The 19,067-nt window shown below is 69.2% G+C and carries 14 protein-coding genes and 1 pseudogene; 10 read left to right on the forward strand and 5 right to left on the reverse strand.

Annotated features, from left to right (window positions below):
- Nucleotides 1–702: 702 nt before the first annotated feature.
- From JW613_RS08750 to JW613_RS08770, 5 genes are all read left to right on the forward strand, one after another.
- On the forward strand, nt 703–7,950 hold the full coding sequence (locus JW613_RS08750; protein WP_209210129.1) for a non-ribosomal peptide synthetase: 7,248 nt from the start codon (nt 703–705) through the stop codon (nt 7,948–7,950).
- A 1-nt stretch (nt 7,951) separates the two neighbouring features.
- Complete coding sequence (locus tag JW613_RS08755) at nt 7,952–8,164, forward strand: MbtH family protein (protein ID WP_209210130.1); 213 nt, start codon at nt 7,952–7,954, stop codon at nt 8,162–8,164.
- Between the two features lie 368 nt (nt 8,165–8,532).
- A complete protein-coding gene (locus JW613_RS08760; protein ID WP_209210131.1) occupies nt 8,533–9,948 on the forward strand; it encodes an FAD-dependent oxidoreductase in 1,416 nt (471 codons plus the stop codon).
- A gap of 164 nt (nt 9,949–10,112) precedes the next feature.
- Nucleotides 10,113–10,475, forward strand: a complete 363-nt coding sequence (locus JW613_RS08765) for a peptidase inhibitor family I36 protein (RefSeq protein ID WP_209210132.1) — start codon at nt 10,113–10,115, stop codon at nt 10,473–10,475.
- 37 nt (nt 10,476–10,512) lie between these two features.
- A complete protein-coding gene (locus tag JW613_RS08770) occupies nt 10,513–10,908 on the forward strand; it encodes a peptidase inhibitor family I36 protein (RefSeq protein ID WP_209210133.1) in 396 nt (131 codons plus the stop codon).
- Between the two features lie 78 nt (nt 10,909–10,986).
- On the opposite strand, the gene JW613_RS08775 is transcribed toward JW613_RS08770, so the two are convergent.
- Entirely contained in the window at nt 10,987–11,463 is a 477-nt protein-coding gene (locus tag JW613_RS08775; RefSeq protein WP_209210134.1) for a carboxymuconolactone decarboxylase family protein, read from the reverse strand.
- Nucleotides 11,464–11,661: 198 nt separating this feature from the next.
- Between JW613_RS08775 and JW613_RS08780 the strand changes: the two genes are divergently transcribed.
- The 4 genes and pseudogenes from JW613_RS08780 to JW613_RS35665 all read left to right on the forward strand — a co-directional run.
- Entirely contained in the window at nt 11,662–12,597 is a 936-nt protein-coding gene (locus JW613_RS08780; RefSeq protein ID WP_209210135.1) for an RNA polymerase sigma-70 factor, read from the forward strand.
- A gap of 199 nt (nt 12,598–12,796) precedes the next feature.
- Nucleotides 12,797–13,189: a peptidase inhibitor family I36 protein gene (locus tag JW613_RS08785; protein ID WP_180289850.1), complete on the forward strand. Its 393-nt coding sequence runs from the start codon at nt 12,797–12,799 to the stop codon at nt 13,187–13,189.
- Between the two features lie 257 nt (nt 13,190–13,446).
- Entirely contained in the window at nt 13,447–14,211 is a 765-nt protein-coding gene (locus tag JW613_RS35660) for a hypothetical protein (RefSeq protein ID WP_245225241.1), read from the forward strand.
- 28 nt (nt 14,212–14,239) lie between these two features.
- Nucleotides 14,240–14,555 (forward strand): annotated as a pseudogene (locus tag JW613_RS35665) (serine hydrolase domain-containing protein); the annotation flags it as partial.
- A gap of 135 nt (nt 14,556–14,690) precedes the next feature.
- On the opposite strand, the gene JW613_RS08795 reads toward JW613_RS35665, so the two are convergent.
- On the reverse strand, nt 14,691–15,275 hold the full coding sequence (locus JW613_RS08795; RefSeq protein WP_209210136.1) for a TetR/AcrR family transcriptional regulator: 585 nt from the start codon (nt 15,273–15,275) through the stop codon (nt 14,691–14,693).
- 106 nt (nt 15,276–15,381) lie between these two features.
- Here JW613_RS08795 and JW613_RS08800 point away from each other — a divergent pair, with 106 nt between their 5' ends.
- Nucleotides 15,382–16,233, forward strand: coding sequence for an SDR family oxidoreductase (locus tag JW613_RS08800; RefSeq protein ID WP_209210137.1), 852 nt, complete (start codon nt 15,382–15,384; stop codon nt 16,231–16,233).
- Between the two features lie 84 nt (nt 16,234–16,317).
- Here JW613_RS08800 and JW613_RS08805 read toward each other — a convergent pair whose 3' ends face one another.
- The 3 genes from JW613_RS08805 to JW613_RS08815 all read right to left on the reverse strand — a co-directional run bounded on the left by JW613_RS08805 (nt 16,318) and on the right by JW613_RS08815 (nt 18,797).
- Nucleotides 16,318–16,791, reverse strand: coding sequence for an NUDIX hydrolase (locus JW613_RS08805; RefSeq protein ID WP_209210138.1), 474 nt, complete (start codon nt 16,789–16,791; stop codon nt 16,318–16,320).
- Nucleotides 16,792–16,869: 78 nt separating this feature from the next.
- Nucleotides 16,870–17,529, reverse strand: a complete 660-nt coding sequence (locus JW613_RS08810) for a response regulator (RefSeq protein ID WP_209210139.1) — start codon at nt 17,527–17,529, stop codon at nt 16,870–16,872.
- Nucleotides 17,526–18,797, reverse strand: coding sequence for a sensor histidine kinase (locus JW613_RS08815; RefSeq protein WP_245225242.1), 1,272 nt, complete (start codon nt 18,795–18,797; stop codon nt 17,526–17,528). Before JW613_RS08815 ends, JW613_RS08810 begins: the two co-directional genes overlap by 4 nt.
- Between the last annotated feature and the right edge of the window lie 270 nt (nt 18,798–19,067).

A 19,067-nucleotide genomic window follows, 5' to 3' on the forward strand; every position in this document is an offset into this window, starting at 1 on the left:
CCGACCCGATTATCGCCGGGCGCCTCTCGATCGGGTGAGAAATGAACACCGCTGTCCTCGCTGCTCGATTCTCTCGCTAGCGTTGATCCAGAAGGCCGGAGCGGGGGTTGACGGGGATTCTTGGGGCGGAAGGGGGCGGTGGGGGAACGTATGCGTCGCGTGGGGCAGCTTCTTGGACCGGACATTTCACGCGGTACGTGAAAGTCGGTAGGGGACGACGGCCGATGCTCGCCCGCGTCCTCTCCGCCTGCGGGATGCGGGATGTGGCCGATGGATATGCGCGCAGAAAGAGACTGCAGAAAGAGACTCGCGTATCTGCGCGGAAAGAGAACAGGAAAAGAGAACGCATTTGTCCTCGACGCCCGGATGCGAAGAGTTCTGCACCGGCAGTGGTCACCGCGACGCGGTGGGAGGGCCGTGACAGCGGGCAACCGGCGCAACCGGCACCCCTCTTCGGCGGACTGCCGGTGCACCAGGTCGTGGGCGGCTGCTGACAGGGCGGGCGGAAGAGCCTGAAACCACCGGCAGCGCGACCTCGACCGACAGCGCGAAGCCGCCGGATGCACGAGCACCCTCAGCGCGGGAAGACACGCGAGAAGCCGCGCAGTTGCGCCGTTCATCCGTCCGGCAACCGATCTCGGCCGCGCTGCCCGGCTGACACGTCCCTCGTCCGAAGCAGAGAACAGTAGAGGTTGAAGAGGCATGCCTGAACCCACTTCCTACGAGTTGACGGCCGGACAGCTTGGTATCTGGCATGCGGAACGGCTCGACCCCGGCAGCAGCTCGGCATATTTCACGGGCGAGTATCTGGAAATCCTCGGGCCGTTGGACGTGGGGGCTTTCGAGTCGGCGCTGCGCCGGGCCGTGAGCGAGGCGGAGGGCCTGCACCTGCGCTTCCGCACGAGCGACAGCGGGGGAGTACGCCAGCGCGTGCAGCCCTGCGAGGACTGGAGGCTGCATCTCGTCGACGTCAGCGGTACGTCCGAGCCCCGCAGCGCTGCCGAGGAATGGATGCGGGCGACACTGCGGAAGCCTCTCGATCTGGAGGAGCAACCTCTCTTCGTGCAAGCGCTGTTCACGGCGGCGCCGGACCGCTTCTTCTGGTTCAACGGCTTTCACCATCTGGTGCTGGACGCCTTCGGCTCGTCGCTCGTCGCTCGGCGGGTCGGTGAGCTCTACACGGAGATCCTGCGCGGTGCAGCGGTGCAGGAGACGGACGGCCCGCTGGAGCCGGTGTCGGTGCTCTTGGACGCCGATGCCGCCTACCGCTCCTCGTCCGCGTACGCGCAGGACCGGGAGTTCTGGTTGGAGACGCTCCGGGACGCACCGTCCGCGACCAGCCTGAGCGGGCGGGAGGTGACGACTTCCTCCTCGCTTCCTCTCCGCCACACGCGCGATCTGGCGCACGAGGAAATGGCCGCCCTGCGCGCTGCGGCAGAACGGCTGGGAACCCGGCTGTCCGGCTTGTTCATCGCTGCGGCGGCGGTCTTTCTGCACCGGAGCACCGGCGCGGAGGACCTGCTCATCGGACTTCCGGTGCTCAGCAGGGACAGGGGCAGGCAGCGGCGTGCGGCCGGGACGACGGCCAACGTTCTCCCGCTGCGTCTGACAGTGCGTCCTCGGATGTCGCTGGGAGAACTGCTGGAGCAGACCTCGACGCGTGTGCGGGCGGCGCTGCGGCACCAGCGGTACCGGTACGAGGAGATGCGCCGCGACCTGAAGCGGGTGGGGGAGGGCGGCGACCTGGTGGGTATGACCGTCAACCTCCAGTCGTTCGACGCGGTGGCCTTCGACGACTGTGTCACGCGTGCTCACCTCCTCTCCTTCGGCCCGTGTGACGATTTCGCCCTCACCCTCTACGACAGGTCCTTCGACGGGAGTGCGGAACTCAACTTCGACGCGAGCCCGCACCGCTACACCCCGCAGGAGACCCGCAGTCACGCGAAGCGGTTCATGAGGGTGCTGGAGTGGATGGAGGCTGCCGCACCCCACGACAACCTGGGAACGCTCAAGCTGTTGGACGAGGGGGAGCGGCGGCGGCTGTTGGAGGAGTGGAACGCGACCAGCAGCCCTTTTCCGGACACGACATGGCCCCGGCTGTTCGCGGCGCAGGTTGCCTGCTCCCCCGACGCGGTCGCGGTGGTGGGCGGCGGCCACGAGGTGACCTATGCCGAACTGGACCAGCGGGCGAACCGGCTGGCGCGGTGGCTGACGGCACAGGGGGTGGGGCCCGAGGCGTTGGTGGGCGTGGTGATGGAGCGCTCGGTGGACGTGGTGGTCGCGCTGCTGGGCGTCATGAAGGCCGGGGGCGGCTATGTGCCGGTCGATCCCGCCTACCCGGCCGAGCGAGTGGCCTTCATGCTGGAGGACTCCCGTCCGGCAGCGGTGCTGACCGACAGGGCGTCAGCCGGAGTGCTGCCCGAGAGCATCGGCGGACCGGTGCTGGTGCTGGACGATGCCGCAACAGCCGACGAGCTGGCCGGCTACCCCGACTCCGAGCTGACGAACGCCGAACGGTGCGCTCCGTTGGGGCCCCGGAACACCGTGTACGTGATCTACACCTCGGGCTCGACGGGACGGCCCAAGGGCGTCGCCGTCGAACACCGCAGCCTGGTGAACTACGTGCAGCGGTGCAAGGACGTCTTCCCCGAGCTACGGCACAGCGCGGTCCTGCATCACACCATCTCCTTCGACGCCATGGCCACTGCCTTCCACGCCCTGCTCACCTGCGGCGGTCGGATCTACCTCGCTCAACTGGGCACCGAACTGGCCGACATGCTGGGTGGGAGCCGCGCGGCATTCCTCGACATCACCCCCAGCCACCTTCCGCTCCTCAAGGCGGCACCCGAAGCCTGCGCGCCCACGGCCCAACTCCTCCTGGGCGCGGAGCCGCTCCACGCGGCGCAGCTGCACGAGTGGCGCCGGGCCCACCCCGAGGTGGAGGTGACCAACGAGTACGGCCCGACGGAGGCCACCGTCGGATGTACCGCCCACCAGGTGGCTCCGGGCGAAGAACTCACCGACGGGGACGTCCCGATCGGCCGCCCGATCGCCAACATGCGGGCCTACGTACTGGACGCGTATCTGCAGCCGGTGCCGCCCGGGAGCGCGGGAGAGCTCTATGTGGCGGGTACGGGCGTCGCGCGGGGCTATGTGGGGCGTGCGGGACCGACAGCCGAGCGGTTCGTCGCCTGCCCGTTCGGTAACGGCGACCGGATGTACCGCACGGGGGACCTGGCGCGGTGGAACAGCCAAGGGCAGCTGGAGTTCGTGGGGCGGGCGGACGACCAGGTGAAGGTGCACGGCGCCCGGGTCGAGCTGGGGGAGGTGGAGGCCGCTCTTGCCGAGCACGAGCAGGTGGACCAGGTGGCGGTGCTCGCACTTGGCGACACGCCCGGCGACAAGCGGCTGGTCGCCTATGTCGTCCCCAGGGCTGGGGCCCAGGTGACCGGCGAGCCGGGCTCCGGCCGACCGGACGCCGCGCGGCTGCGGAAGGACCTGGCGGGCCAGCTGCCTCGGCACATGGTGCCTTCGACCGTGGTCTTCCTGGACGCGTTGCCGCTGACGGTGAACGGCAAGCTGGACCGGAAGGCCCTGCCCGCGCCGAGTCGGGAGGCGGACGCCGCGGGATCCGGACGCCTTCCCGCCACGCCCAGGGAGCAGTCCCTGTGCGCGGGCTTCGCCGAAGTGCTCGGCCTGGAGACCGTCGGTGTGGACGAGAACTTCTTCGAACTCGGCGGGCACTCCCTGCTGGCGGTCGCGCTGGTGGAACGGCTGCGTCAGGAAGGCGTGGCCATCGACGTACGCACGCTGTTCACGTCCCCGACGGTGGGCGATCTGGCAGCCGCGATCGGTGAGGAAGAGGTTGCTGTTCCGCCGTGCCTGATTCCGGAAGGGGCACAGGCGATCACGCCGGAAATGGTCCCCCTGGCCGGGCTGACCGCGCAGGAGTTGCAGCAGATCGTCGCAAAGGTGCCGGGCGGTGCTGCGAACATCGAGGACATCTATCCCCTGGCGCCCCTCCAGGAAGGCTTTCTCTTCCACGACCTCATGCGCCCGGACGACGTCGATCTGCCCGAGGAAGGCCATCCGGACGGGCAGCACGCCACCTCGCGCGACGGCGCGGCATATGTCCTCTCGGTAGTGCTGGGCTTCGCATCCGAGCAGCGGCTCAACAGCTACCTGGCCGCACTGCAGCGGGTGATCGAACGCCATGACTGTCTGCGGGTCGCGGTGCTGTGGGAGGGCCTGCGCGAGCCCGTGCAGGTTGTGGCACGCCGGGCAACCCTGCCGGTGCACGAGGTCACGCTGGAGAGCGGGTCGGACCCGGTCCCCTCCCTCCTCGCCAAGGGCAGCGGCGCCTTCGACCTGGGACGGGCGCCACTGGTACGGGTGTTCACAGCACCCGACCCGGCCGGCGAGGGCCGTCGGCTCGCGCTGCTGCAGGTTCATCACCTGGTGCAGGACCACAAGGGGCTCGAGGTCATGCTGCAGGAGGTGCGGGCCCTCCTCGAAGGGAGGGAGGCGGAGCTGCCCGTTCCGCTGTCGTTCCGGAACTACGTGGGACAGGCCCGCCTGCGCATGACGACGCAGCAGTACGAGCGCTTCTTCGACGCACTGCTCGGCGACGTGCAGCAGCCGACCACGCCGTTCGGGCTGGTGGAGATGGGCGACCGCACCGCGGTGAGCAGCGTGCGGCGGATCGTGGCGCCGGAGGTGGTCCAACGGCTCCACGAACAGGCGCGCCGGCTCGGAGTGAGTGCGGCGACTCTCTTCCACGTGGCGTGGGCACGAGTGGTCGCGGCGGCGTCCGGCCACGACGACGTCGTCTTCGGAACGGTGCTGTTCGGACGACTGCAGGGCGGAGCGGGCTCCGACCGCGGCCCCGGCCTGTACATCAACACACTGCCCGCACGCGTACGCGACGGCGGGGTCGGCGTCGAGGACGCGGTCCGGGGCATGCACCGACAACTGGCCGATCTCCTCGTGCACGAGCATGCGCCGCTCGCGTTGGCCGTACGGTCGAGCGGAATCGTCGGTCGGAGGCCGCTGTTCACCTCGCTGCTGAACTTCCGGCACGTCTCGGCCGAAGAGCTGGCCGTGCACGCCCAGTTGGCCGGAGCTGAATGGCTGTATGCAGGCGAGGCCACCGATATGCCGCTGGCGGCCTCCGTCGACGCCACCGGGACCGGGTTCGACATCACGGTCGACGCCGCCGAACCGGCCGACGCCTCAACAGTGTGCGACATGCTGCTCACTGCGGCAGAAGGCCTGCTCACCGCGCTGGAGACGGCGCCGGAGACGCCCCTGCGCCGGCTGGAGGTGCTGGATACGGCACTGCGCGGTCGGCTGCTGGAGAAATGGGGCGCAGGCCGGGAGGCGGTGTCGGAGCGGACACTGCCGCAGCTGTTCGAGGAGCAGGTGAAGCGTTCACCGGATGCGGTGGCCGTGGAGTGCGGCGACGAGAAGGTGTCGTACGCGGAGCTGAACGAGCGGGCGAACCGGCTGGCGCGCCTGTTGCTGCAGCGGGGCGCGGGTCCGGAGTCGCTGGTCGCCGTGGTGATGGAGCGCTCCGTGCGATGGATCGTCGCGCTGCTGGGGATCTCGAAGGCGGGAGCCGGCCATGTGCCGGTCGACCCGGCGTATCCGGCACAGCGCATCGCGTTCATGCTGCGGGACACCGCCCCTGTCGTGGTGCTCACCGACAGCGCAGCGGCACCACGGCTGCCGCAAGAAGCCGATCTGTCCGTGGTACCGGTCGATGATCCCGCGGTCTCGGCCGAACTGGCGGCCATGGACAGTGCCGATCCCACCGACGCCGAGCGCTCCGTGCCGTTGTCGGTGCGGCACCCCGCGTACGTGATCTACACCTCCGGATCCACCGGCCGCCCCAAAGGCGTCGTGGTCTCCCACACAGGTATCGCCGCCATGGCCGCCACACAGGCACGGGCACTGGCCATCACCCCCGGCAGCCGTGTCCTGCAACTGGTCTCGCCCAGCTTCGACGTGTCCATCAGCGACGTGTGCGGCGCCCTGCTCACCGGGGCCACGCTGGTGCAGGCCCCAGGCGCCGATCTGCTGTCCGCCCTCACGGACCCGGACATCGAGGTCACCCACGCGGCCGTCCCGGCCTCCGTGCTCGCGGCAGCCGACCCGGCGCGGGTGTCCGCCTCGACGCTCACCGTCGGCGGCGAAGCGTGTTCCGCGCAGCTGGTGGCGCGGTGGGCGCCGGGGCGCCGACTGGTCAACGCCTACGGCCCGACCGAGGCCACGGTGTGCGCCACCATGAGCGAGCCGCTGACGCCGGCGGCGGCACCTCCGCCCATCGGACGGCCGGTCGCCGGGACACGGGTGTACGTCCTGGACGCGGCGCTGCGTCCGACGCCACCCGGGGTGGTGGGAGAGCTGTACATCACCGGTGTCGGCCTGGCACGCGGCTACCTCGACCGGCCCGCCCTCACAGCTGAGCGCTTCGTGGCCGACCCGTACGGGCCCTCCGGGACGCGGATGTACCGGACCGGCGATCTGGTCCGCTGGAACGCGGACGGCGACCTGGAGTTCGTCAGCCGTGCCGATGAGCAGGTCAAGGTCCGCGGCCACCGCGTAGAACCCGGTGAGATCGAGACCGTCCTCAGTGCGCACCCTCAGGTCGGCCACGCGGCTGTCGTGGCCCGGGACAACCGGCTCGTCGCGTACGTCGTACCCGCAGCCCGCAACGGTGCGCCCCTGCCGGACCTGCACGCGCACACCGCCTCCAGGCTGCCCGGCTACATGGTGCCCTCGGCGTTCGTGCCGATCGACACGCTCCCGGTGACCGCGCACGGGAAACTGGATCGCGCCGCCCTCCCCGAGCCGGAGCTCAGCACCACCAGCGCTGCCGGTCGTCCGCTGCGCAACTCCCGCGAGCGGCTGCTGGCAGAACTGTTCGCGGAGGTTCTTCGAGTCCCCCAGGTCGGGGCGGAGGACTCCTTCTTCGACCTTGGCGGACACTCCCTCCTCGCCCTCCGTCTCGTGACACGCGTGCGTGAGACCTTGGGCGCGGAGGTGGGCGTGCCGACCGTGTTTGAGGCGCCGACCGTGGCCGCCCTCGCCGAACGACTCGGCGGGCGGACGACGCCCGACGACGGGTTCGAAGTGGTGCTCCCGCTGCACCCGCAGGGCAGGCGCACGCCGCTGTGGTGCGTCCACCCCGCCACGGGCATCAGTTGGTCCTTCCAGGGTCTGACCAAACACCTCGGCGAGGACCAGCCGCTGTACGCGCTCCAGGCTCGCGGGCTCACGGACCCCACGGCCAGGCCGGCGTCGCTCCAGGAGGTCGCCGCCGACTACGCGGACCAGATTCTCAAGGTGCAGCCGAACGGCCCGTACCAACTGCTCGGCTGGTCCGCCGGCGGGCTGATCGCACACGCGCTCACGGCCGAACTCGCACGGCGCGGCAAGCGAACCGCCCTGCTCGCCGTCCTCGACTCCTACCCGCTCACCGGACTCGCCCCCGACGAGCGCGCGCCACTGTCCGAGCAGGACGTGCTGGTCCGTGTCCTCGGCTGCGACGAGGAAACGCTCGCCGCCGAGCCGCTCACACCGGAGCGGATCGTCGAGGCCTTCCGCGTCCAGGGCAGCGCCCTTGGCGGACTGGCGCCGCAGCAACTGCGGACCGTCCTCGATACGGCAACGCACCTGGCCCGGCTGATGCCCGACTTCGTTCCGGAGCCGTACGACGGGGACCTGCTGGTCTTCGCAGCAACGCTCGACGGCGACGCCCAGCGCTGGGATCCGCGAGCCTGGCAGCCGTATGTCACCGGAAGGGTCGAGACCCATGAGGTCGCCGTCGGCCACCATCAGATGACCCGGCCCGAAGCGCTGGCCCTGATCGGTCCGGTCCTCGCCACACACCTCGACCGGACCGCACGCCCCGCACCTCACCCTCACCCGACCAGTAAGGAAAGCTGAGATGAGCAACCCGTTCGAAGACGACGACGCCACCTATCTCGTTCTGGCCAACAGCGAGAACCAGCACTCGCTGTGGCCGGCGCACCTCGATGTCCCCGACGGCTGGAGCGTCGTCCATCCCCGCGACACCCGGCAGGCGTGTCTGGACTACGTCGAACGCACCTGGACCGATATGCGCCCTGCGACCTTGGCCCGCGCCATGGACGGGCGGTAGAGCGAGCAGATATGGCGGGTAGTTACGGCGGGCGGGAGGCAAGCGGCCCCCGCCACGCCCCCTCATACGTCCCGGCAGGCAGCAGCGGGAACGTGGAGTCGAGTGCACCGGCCTTCCCGGTGCTGTTTCCCGCGAAGGACGCGGACCGTATTCGCGTCGACCGCCGGGTGATGGAGGCGGATTTCGGAACGCGGAACCCGTAGGAGTGAAAACCGGGTGACGCGTATGGTTGCGTGCACCTGCCAGCTCTTATGCTCGAAATCCGGAGGGAATCCGGGTCGGGAAGAACGCGACCGCACCTCTCATCTCCGGCATCTCGTCGCCCAGGAAGCGCACGGGAATTCTCCCCGCCACGGGAAAGGTGTCCAGTGAGCCTGTCACGCAAGCAGTTGATCAAAGCAATGGCGGCCGGGACCACCGCGGCGGTGGGTCTCTCCCCGGGAATCGCCAACGCGTCGGTCGGCCGCGGGCGGATCATCGAGTGCGATGTCTGCGTCATCGGCGGTGGGGCGTCCGGAACGTACACCGCCATGCGGCTCCGCGAACTCGGCCGGGACGTTCTCGTCGTCGAGCGTACCGACAGGCTCGGCGGCCACACCGAGACCTACCGTGACCCCGTCACCGGCCGTACCGCCGAAGTGGGCCTGCTCATCTGGCGCGATCTGCCGATCGTCCGTGACTTCTTCGACAAGCTCGACGTTCCCGTCGAGATCTCCGCGGGCCAGCAGGAGCCGCCGAAATTCGCCGACTTCAGGACCGGGCGCCTGATCGACTACCAGTATCCACCGAACACCGTGATGTCCGCCTACCTGCGGATCCGTCGTAAGTACCCGTTCCTGGAAGCCGGTTTCGACCTGCCCGACCCGGTCCCCTCCGAATTGCTCATGCCATTCCGGGAGTTCGCCGCCAAACACAATCTCGGAAGTCTCGTTCCCTTTGTCTTCCGTGCTCTGGACGGATTCGGCAACCTGCTCGACCTGCCCACGCTCTACATCATGAAGGGCTTGGACATCGACGGGACCTCCCGGATCATCAAAGGGAATTCCTTTCTCGCGACGAAGGCCCGGAACAACGGCGGGCTGTACGAGAAGGCCACCGCACACCTCGGCGATGCCGTCCTGTTCGGCGCCGAGCTGACCGGTGTCGCCCGAGAGGACGGTGGTGTCACGCTCCGGGCCGCTACGCCGCAGGGCGAGCACACCATCCGTGCGAAGCAGATCGTCTTCACCGCACCCCCGGTGCCGGGCAACCTGGCGCCGTTCGATCTGGACGACACCGAGCGCGCCCTCTTCGGCCGCTTCCGCTCCACGTTCTTCTACACCGGCCTGCTGCGGCTGCCGGGCGTCCCTGACAACCTCATGGTCCAGAACGCCACCGCCGAACCACCGTTCCACACACCGGCGATGCCGGTGACCTACTTCATCGAGCCGAGTGGCGTGACGGGTCTGCACAAGGTGAAGTACGGCAGTACGGTCGCCCTCACCCACGCGCAGGTGCGGGCGCGTGTCCTCGCCGACATCAGGCGCCTCGTGGCCGCGGGGACCCTTCCCAGGACCACGGTGGAACTGGAGACACTCAAGAGCCACAGCCCGTACGCGCTGACCGTCAGCCGCGACGACATCGCCGACGGCTTCTACCGCAGGCTGTACTCCCTGCAGGGCCGCAACCGCACATTCTACAACGGCGCCGCTTTCCAGACGCACGACTCGTCACTGCTGTGGCAGTTCACCGAAAGGCTCTTGCCCCGACTCGAACAGGTCGGCCGCCGCCTCGGGCCCCGGTGAGTGCGGGGCCCGGCCCGAAAACGGAGGCCCGGGCCGGGTTCTGCTGTTTCGGGCAGCGCCGAAATGCCTTCCAGGGTTCGGCTACCACCTTCTAGCGTCCCGTGCACAGCGTCCACGGCTGAACGGGAGAATGCCCATGCTGAAGAAGGCGCTCACGCTCGCAGTTGCGGGTCTCATTGACCCTGGGCGCCGCGAGCGCCGCCGCGTCGAGCGGACCGGCGCTGACGGGAAAGTCGTCCTGCCCCCGTTCTTACGTCTGCGTGTGGGACAACGACTCGTTCTCAGGGAAACCGCGCTGGAAGTCGCAGGGAAACCTCGGCGCGCACAAGTCCGCCCACGGCCTGTCGGTCTTCAACAACGGCGTCCGGCACCCGGGTGCCGACCACATCCGCTACAAGTACACGTATGCCATCAACGGCAGAACCCACTACGGGTGTCTCCATTACCCCGGCGACACCCCGAACAGCGTGACCGCAATCGATACGACCGTGACCTTGAACTATGCGAAGTGGGGCGGCGAGTGCTGACGTCGGGTGTCCGAGTGATGACACGGGAGGAGAATTTATGATCAAGAAGGCGATGATGCTCGCTGCTGCGGGGCTCCTGACCGTCGCCACGGCCGGTGTCGCTACCGCCGTCGACGGCTCGCAGCTCACCGGCAAGGACGCATGCCCCAGGTCGTACGTGTGCGTGTGGGACAACACCAGCTTCTCGGGAAAGCCCAAGTGGAAATCTCAGGGCAATCTGTACGACCTGAAGTCGTACAACGGTATCTCGATCTTCAACAACGGTGTGCGCTACCCGGGCGGGGACCACATCCGCTACCAGTACACCTATCGCCACAGCACCAGCCCTCACTACAAGGGCTGTCTGCACTACCCGGGCGACAGCCCGACCACTGCGAAATCGATCGGCGTGACCGTCATCCTGGATTACGCGAAGTGGGGCGGCGAGTGCTGAGCTGATCGTCGAGTGTCGCGTACAAACGCCGGCGGGCCCCAGTCAACGAACCCGGGGCCCGCCGGCCACTTATGCAGGTCAGTTGAGCGAGGCGAAGGCGCCGGGCTCGTACGAGCCACCCGGGTTGTGCACGATCACGTTCATCCGGGTGGCCGCGTTGATGAGCGAGACCAGGCAGACCAGTGCACCGACCTGGTCGTCGTCGTAGTGCTTGCGGACCTCGGCCCAGGTCTCGTCGGACACGCCCAGGTCGCCGAGCCGGGTGCCCTCCTCGGCCAGCGCCAGCGCGGCCCGCTCGGCCTCGGTGAACACGGTGCTGTGGCGCCATGCGGCCACCAGATTGAGCCGGAGGGTGGTTTCACCGGCGGCTGCGGCCTCCTTGGTGTGGATGTCCACGCAGAAGCCGCAGCCGTTGAGCTGGCCGACCCGCAGCTCCACCAGTTCCCGCAGCGCCCTGGGCAGCGTCGACTGTTCCAGCACCGACGAGACGTTGTAGAACCGCTTAACGATCTTCGCGGCGGTGGGGCTGTCGAACAGATGGAAACGGGGTTCCATGGCTTCGTCCTCTCCTCGTGGGTCGCGTGCGGCGGCGAGCGTTCGCACGGCGTCGTTACGGACATGGAGATGCCGCGGTCCCGACCCCTGTGACAGCGCGGTGGTGTGACGTACGCCACAGGCCAGGCGTGTCACAGGCTGCTCGGGACCGGTGTCTTGTGTGCGGAACGGTCGACGGCGAGCAGGCAGGAGCCATCCATGGGGGAGCGCAGCGAGCATCCGAGGGACGCGGCCGCGTCGCCCGCTCGAGGCGTGCGGATGGAGTCCGCCACGGAGGGATTCGTCGCCCACCGCAATCTGCTGTTCACCGTCGCCTACGAGATGCTCGGTTCGGCTGCCGACGCGGAGGACGTACTGCAGGAGACCTGGATGCGGTGGGCGGGTGTCGACCACGCCGCCGTGCAGGACGAGCGCGCCTACCTGGTCCGGATCGTCACGCGTCAGGCGCTGACCCGGCTGCGTACGCTGCGCCGGCGCAAGGAGTCCTACGTCGGCCCCTGGCTGCCCGAGCCGCTGCTGACCGCTCCCGATGTGGCCGACGACGTCGAGCTGGCCGACAGCGTCTCGATGGCGATGCTGCTGGTGCTGGAGACTCTGTCCCCGACCGAGCGCGCGGTGTTCGTGCTGCGCGAGGTGTTCGGTCTGGAGTACGACGAGATCGCGGAGGCCGTCGGCAAGAACCCGGCCGCCGTCCGCCAGATCGCACACCGGGCGCGGGCACACGTCGCGGCCCGCCGACCACGGGAGGCCGTGTCTCCCGCCGAGGCCCAGGAGGCCTTCGAGGCGTTCCGGCGGGCGATCGAGACCGGCGATCTGCAGCGTCTGCTCGACACCCTGGCACCCGATGTCGTCCTCCTGGGTGACGGCGGGGGAGTCGTGCAGGCCGTCCTGCACCCCGTCGTGGGAGCCGACCCGGTGGCTGCGCTGATGGCCGGACTGGGCAGGTTCGGCGCCACGGCGTCGCTGCAGCCGGTGCAGGTCAACGGCTACCCGGCGCTGATACTCCGGCTCGACGGCGCGATCGACACCGTCATGGCGGTGCGCATCGACGGTGGGCTCGTCACGGGCCTGTACGCCGTACGCAACCCCGAGAAACTCTCCCGCGTCGAGCGGGAGACCACCCTGCGCCGCTGACAGCAGTCGTAGCGCGGCCACCGGGCTCGGCCGCCCCGGGCACCGGCCGCGGTGCCCGGGACGACCGAGCGGAAACGTGTACACCCACCGGTCGCACATGCTTTACTTCGCTCTTGTGACGAGCAGTTTGCCGGTAACTCGCGGCATGCGCACTGCCGTTACTCCGCGAGTTTTCCTGTGCAACTGGGAGGATGTCCAAGTGAAGCTCAGAATCGGCGGACTGCTCGGCGCGCTGTCCCTCGGGGCCGTTGCCGTGCTGGGGTCGGGTTCCGCCGCGCAGGCCCAGCAGGCCGACGCGGAACTCAAGAGGCTGAAATGCCCGAACTGGCAGTTCTGTCTGTACGAGCACGACAACTACCGCGGCAGCAGCGCCCGCATCCTGCTCAAGAACGTCCCCAACCTGGCGGCCTCGGACTACAGGTTCGACAACAAGGCCAGCTCCATGTCGAACAACACCGGCTACAGCGTGACGCTGTACCAGTACAAGAACTACGGCGGTGCTCGCTACGTCGCCAGGAAGCAGAGCGAGGACAAGGACCTGACCAACAACCGCTTCGACAACAAGGCCAGTTCGGTGCGGTTCAAGTTCTAGCAGCGCCGCATCGCAGAGCTCATCGGCATGAGAGCTCATGAACGTGATCACACGAAGGGCGTGGCCCGGCGGTCCACGGCGCCGCGCCCTCTCCTCGCTGGAGGCCGACAGTGTCACTGTGTTCCAGGGCAGTCCCCGTGCTGATGCTGCTCTGTGTGGTCACCGGTTGCGCAGCGGAGGTGGACTCCGCATCGAGGTCGAAGCCGGCTGCGGCGGGCGGGGCGACCGCCCCCGTGCCGCCGCCCGGGGACGAGGCCGTGTCGATCAGTGTGCCGCTGGACCGCTACGACCCCTCACCCGCCGAACTGGAGGTCATCGACGCCGCCGAGGACGTCCTGGTCGGCGAGTGCATGCGGCGCCAAGGGCTGTCCTGGAAGCGGCTTCCGAGAGCCGCCGCGAAGGATGCCGAGCCGCGCAACCGGCGCCGCTACGGGGTCGTGGAGCCCCAGATCGCCCGGATTTACGGCTACCACCTGCCTCCCGACCGGCCCACTGTCGCACGGCGGGAGGCGGCCGAGGAGAAGCGCCGGAAGGGGCTCGACGGCATGGAGAAGAAGGCCGCTTACGGATCGGAAGGGCGGCCGCCGGGCAAAACCTCCGGAGGCTGTCTGAAGAAGGCCGAGGAGACGCTCCTCGAAGAGGTCCCCGACGCGGACTTCGGCCTGTTGAACGACACCATCGGCGCCACCTACGAGCAGTCCATGAAGGACCGGGTGCTGGTGCGGGTCTTCCGGGCCTGGAGCGCCTGCATGCGGCAGGCCGGCTACCGCTACGCCCACCCGCTGGAGCCCCTCGCGGAAGAGCGCCGGCTGAACGGCGACCAGGTCTCCGAGGGGGAGATCCGGCAGGCCCGGGCGGATGTGCGCTGCAAGAAGAGCACCGACCTGGTGCCGGTGTGGAACGCGGCGGAGAACCGCATCCAGCGTGCGGCGACAGAGAAGAACTCCGCCGCCTTCGCCGAGCTGCTGCGTGCGCAGCGCGCATGGATGGCCGCCGCGCACCGGGTGCTGGACAAGGGCTGAGCTCCGGACGGATGCGCTCTTGCGCTGTTCCGTCACCCTGCGCGAGCTGCTTGCGCACCGTTCCGGAGTCGTCGGCGTCGACGGCGGGTTCACCACCGAGGAGTAGGCCGACGACCGGCTGACGGCCGCGCGGCTCGCGGGGCAGCGGCCGTTCTGGGAGCCGGGAGCGGCCTACGGCTACCACGGCTTTGTGATCGGTGCACTGACGGGCGAGGTCGTGCGGCGGGTGACCGGCCGCTCCATCCAGGAGATCTACGAGGAGCGGATCCGCGCCGCACGACCTCGACTTCCATCTGGGGCTGCCCGAGACGCTCGAAGTGTGCCGTGCCGACGTACTGCCGATGTTGCACCGGTAGGTCGTCGCCGACGGACCGCGAGGCGCTGGGCGCGGGACCGGAGGACGTTGGGCCGGGGGACGCGGGGCGCGGCGTGCAAATCCCGGACGCAGGGTCGGCGACCCGGCGGTCCGGCAGCGGAGTTCAACTCGTCGTCGACTCGGTCGACTTCTTGGTCAACGCGTCCATGAGGAGGTCGACAAGTCGGCCGGCCTGCTCCTTGGTGCCGTGCTGCACGGAGTAGGCGATGCCGCCCATCAGCAGCAGGACATCGTCAGCAGTCACATCGGGTCGCAGGCTGCCGTCCCGGGCGCCTGCTTCGAGGAGGGTGGCGACGGCGTCGGTCAGTAGCGCCCTGCTGTCGGCATACGGGTCGACCCCGGAGGCGATGACCGTGTTGAGCGCTGCGGACATACCGCTCTTGGCCGTGGCGTAGTCGATGAAGTGGGCCATCCATGTCCGGGTGGCCTCGGCGGCCGGGTGCCGGGCGACGAGGTCGGCCGCCTTGTCGCACACGCGGGTGAGTTGGCGTCGGTAGGCGGCGTCGATGAGGGCTTCGCGCGTCGGGAAGTGCCGGTAGAGCGTACCCACACCGACACCGGCCTGCTTGGCGATGGCGGCCGGCGCGGTGTCCAGCCCCTGCTCGGCGAAGGCCCGGGCGGCGACCTCCAGCAGGCGTTCCCTGTTCTGCAGCGCATCGCTTCTGGGCCGACGGGGGGTGGCGGGCATGCGCGTTCCTTCTGTGCCTGTCTCGGGCCGATTGCAATCCGGAATACGTTCCGCTTAACTGCTTACCGGAACGTATTCCGGTAACACTCTACTCCAGGAGACGCCCATGCCCACTCCCTCCGACAAGCCCGTACGCCACTGGTTCATCACCGGCGCCTCCGGTGGCCTGGGCCGCCACCTGACCGAGCATGCCCTCCGATACGGCGACCGCGTCACGGCCACCGTCCGCCGCCGCACGGCGCTGGAAGAGCTGTGCGAGACGTACGGCGACCGGCTGACCGTCGAGATCCTCGATCTCACCCGGCAGGCCGATGTCCACGAGGTGGTCGACCGGACCCTGCGATCCGGGCCGGTGGACATCGCGGTCAACAACGCCGGATACGCGGTCGTCGGCGCGGCCGAGGAGATGACGGTCGAGCAGATCCGCGACCAGATCGAAGTCCTGTTGCTCGCTCCGATGCTGATCACCCGGGCGTTCCTGAAGCCGATGCGCGAGCAGGGCGGAGGCCGCATCATCCAGATCTCCAGCCTGGGCGGCCAGGTCGGCACCCCCACGCACAGCTCCTACCATGCGGGCAAGTGGGGGCTGGAGGGCTTCACCGAGAGCGTCAGCCGCGAAGTCTGCGACTTCGATGTCCGCCTCACCCTGGTCGAACCCGGCGCCACCCGCACCGGCTTCGCCTCGGCCCTGCACTACACCACCGAATCCACTGCCTACCGCGACAACGCCGTCGGTCGGACACGGCGCTATCTGGAGACCGCTGACGAGAGCGTCTTCACCGGCGATCCGGCCAAACTGGCCGCCGCCATCTACGACACCACCCGGCACCCGAACCCGCCCCTGCGCCTCACTCTCGGTTCCGACACCTACGACGCCGTGCACGCCGCGCTGACCGAGCGGCTCACCGCACTGGAATCCCAGCAGGACCTGGCGGCATCGATCGCCTACTCCGACTGATCAATCGGCTACTCCGACTGATCGTCCGGCCGATCACCTGGGCCGGACGACGATCGAGCAGACCAGATGGAGGTCGGTGCTGCCTCAGTGCTGGATCAGACCGCCGACCGGGACGGGAGCGACGTGGCCGGTCGCCGGAAGGGTCCGAGCCAGGGCGAGGCCGACGTCGACCAGGGAGGACCGGCGTAGGCCGGCGATGTCGGGGATCGGAGTCCACACCGACTCGACGATCTCACCGTTGGGCTCGGGCCGGAGCCGGCCGCCGGTGATGCGGACCTGGTAGAAGACGCCGACGTTCTGGTGGTCCGGTCCACCGGGGACGGTGCGTTCGGCCGCCGGGACGACCCGTGAGTCCACACCCAGCAGGCGCTCGACCACCGCGTCGCAACCGGTCTCCTCGGCGACCTCCCGGATCACAGCGTCGAACGGGTCCTCCGCGTGCTCGACTCCGCCGCCCGGAAGAGTCCAGTTGGCCTCGCCGTTCGGCGGTACGTGACGGGCGAGCAGCACCCGTCCGCCCTCCACGCACACGGCATACGCCGCCAGCCGGAAACTCATCCCGTACCTCCCCACCGGACGCTACGGACGCCACAGACCCGCACAGAACCGGACCCAGCCTGGTCCGCACGCAAGATCCTAGAGGCCCCGTCCGTCCACCAGGCCGGATTCCCAGGCCCAGGCGGCGATCTCCACGCGGTTGCGGGCGGTCAACTTGGTCTGCACGTTGGTGAGATGGGTCTTCACCGTGCCCACCGAGATGGTCAGTTCGGTGGCGATCTCCGCGTTGGTGAGACCCCTGGCCACCAGCCGCACCAGGTCCTCCTCCCGCGCGGAGAGCGCGGTGTGCGGCTTGCGTGGTGCGGGGACGGTGCTGTTGAGGCGCTGCAACAAGCGGACCGTGATGGCCGGGCTCACCAGGGCCTCGCCCGAGGCCGCCGCTCTGATGGCCTCGACGAGGAGGGCCGGTCCTGAGTCCTTGATCAGGAAGCCGGAAGCTCCTTCGCTCAGGGCGCGTTGCACATACTCGTCGTCGTCGAACGTCGTGACCACGACGACCTTCGGCGGATTCACGGTGCCGGGGCGAGTCAGCCTGCGCAGTGCCTCCAACCCGTCCATGCGGGGCATACGGATGTCCATCAGCACCACGTCGGGCCGGTGGCGCTCGGCGAGTTCCACGGCGTGCACCCCGTCCGCGGCCTCCGCGACGACGTCGATGTCGTCCTCCGCGGCCAGGAACATCGCGAACCCGGCACGGACCATGGCCTGGTCGTCGGCGATCAGTATGCGGATCGTCACGAGGCCACCACCCGTGCCGGTGACACCTGTGTCACCGGTGGCACAGGTGTCACCGGGAGTGTCGCCTCGACGCCCCAGCCGCCGGCAGACACAGGGCCCGCCTGGACACTTCCGCCGATCATGCCCACCCGTTCGGCCAGGCCCTTCAGCCCGAAGCCGCTGTCGGAGACGTGGCGCGGCCGTCCGTCGTCGCTGACCCGTACGGCGATCCGGTCCCCCGAGCGGTCCACGCGCACCCGCACCTCGGTGCATCCGTGAGCGTGTTTGCGTACGTTGGTGAGGGCTTCCATCACCACCCGGTGGGCGGTGGTGGTCACCTCCACCGGCAGGTCGTCGAAGGTCCCTTCCAGTTCGAGCCGGGCCCTGGCGCCACCGATCGCCGAGAACTCCTCGACGAGCGTACGCACCTCGTCGATGCCCGCCAGCGGCGTCAGCGCCACTTCGGCGTCGGCGTCGCGCAGCATTCCGACCATGTGCCGCATGGAGGTCAGCGCCTCCGCCCCCGCCTGTTCGATCCGCTGCAGCGCGGGTGGCACGAGTTCGGGCCGTCGGTCCGCCACCACCTGGGCTCCCTGTGCTTGTACGACGATGCCGGTCACGTGGTGGGCGACGAAGTCGTGCAGGTCCCTGGCGAACTCTGTCCGCTGCTCCAGCCTGAGGGCCGCCGCCTGCCGCCGCCGGTCCGCCAGGAGCAGTCGCATCCCGAGGCCGATACCCAACGCCGTGACCGCTGCGAGCGCGAAGAGCAGCGCCATGATGGTGGTGGACTGCCGCACCGAGACCGACACAGGCCGCAGCACGATCGCCATGCACAGCAGGGGGACGGCAGCCGTCGCCCACGAGGGCTGCCCTCGCCGGGCGACGATCAGCAGGAGCCACGTCAGCGCCGCCGGCTCGGCGAATCCCATGGCCTGCGAACTGGCCCGCATCTCCAGGTGCAGCCATACCGAGAGGCACAGCGACACGACCGAGAGTACGCAGGCGGCCTTGGGCAGCGTCCGGCTGCCGAGCCGGGGCGAGGCGACGACAAGGGCGACGGCCAGCAGCGCGCCGGTCAGCTTGGGGGGACCTTGATCCGCGATCCTGGAGAAACCGGCAACCCCGTAGAAGCCGCCGGCCCAGTCCAGCACGACGAGCCCCACCAGGCCGCCGGCCAGCAGCGCCCACACCGGGACAGGCAGTAGCTGCGCACCTCCCTTCCCATGTGTGCCCCTGGGGGCCATGGGTGCGGTCGGGGGTGCGTTCGCCTCGTCCGCCGCTTCCGCCATCTTCCTCACCGTCCCTCCCGCCGACCGGCCGAAAGTCGGAGTCGGCCGCGCAAGATCTGCCTTTCGCCCGATCCGCCGCGGGACGCGACGGGGAAGAGTCGTGCTCACCGGGCGGCGTTCGCCTTCCCTCACCCGAGGAGCATGTCATGATCACGGCCGACCTCAGCTCGGTGGGACCCCGCAGCTGCCGGGAGCCCGCGGCGCGCCGCGGGCTCCCGGCCTCGACGGCACGCGACGGCAGCCGCACGGAACGACGACCGGCCTCTCTGC

This window comes from Streptomyces smyrnaeus, assembly GCF_017676345.1.
Classification (GTDB): domain Bacteria; phylum Actinomycetota; class Actinomycetes; order Streptomycetales; family Streptomycetaceae; genus Streptomyces; species Streptomyces smyrnaeus.

Excerpts from the sequence above, each read along its gene's own strand:
- JW613_RS08780 (WP_209210135.1), top strand. The coding sequence starts at position 11,662 with ATGGGGGAGCGCAGCGAGCATCCGAGGGACGCGGCCGCGTCGCCCGCT.
- JW613_RS08770 (WP_209210133.1), top strand. The coding sequence starts at position 10,513 with ATGATCAAGAAGGCGATGATGCTCGCTGCTGCGGGGCTCCTGACCGTC.
- JW613_RS08750 (WP_209210129.1), top strand. The coding sequence starts at position 703 with ATGCCTGAACCCACTTCCTACGAGTTGACGGCCGGACAGCTTGGTATC.
- JW613_RS08805 (WP_209210138.1), bottom strand. The coding sequence starts at position 16,791 with ATGAGTTTCCGGCTGGCGGCGTATGCCGTGTGCGTGGAGGGCGGACGG.
- JW613_RS08775 (WP_209210134.1), bottom strand. The coding sequence starts at position 11,463 with ATGGAACCCCGTTTCCATCTGTTCGACAGCCCCACCGCCGCGAAGATC.
- JW613_RS08795 (WP_209210136.1), bottom strand. The coding sequence starts at position 15,275 with ATGCCCGCCACCCCCCGTCGGCCCAGAAGCGATGCGCTGCAGAACAGG.
- JW613_RS08815 (WP_245225242.1), bottom strand. The coding sequence starts at position 18,797 with ATGGCGGAAGCGGCGGACGAGGCGAACGCACCCCCGACCGCACCCATG.
- JW613_RS08800 (WP_209210137.1), top strand. The coding sequence starts at position 15,382 with ATGCCCACTCCCTCCGACAAGCCCGTACGCCACTGGTTCATCACCGGC.
- JW613_RS08755 (WP_209210130.1), top strand. The coding sequence starts at position 7,952 with ATGAGCAACCCGTTCGAAGACGACGACGCCACCTATCTCGTTCTGGCC.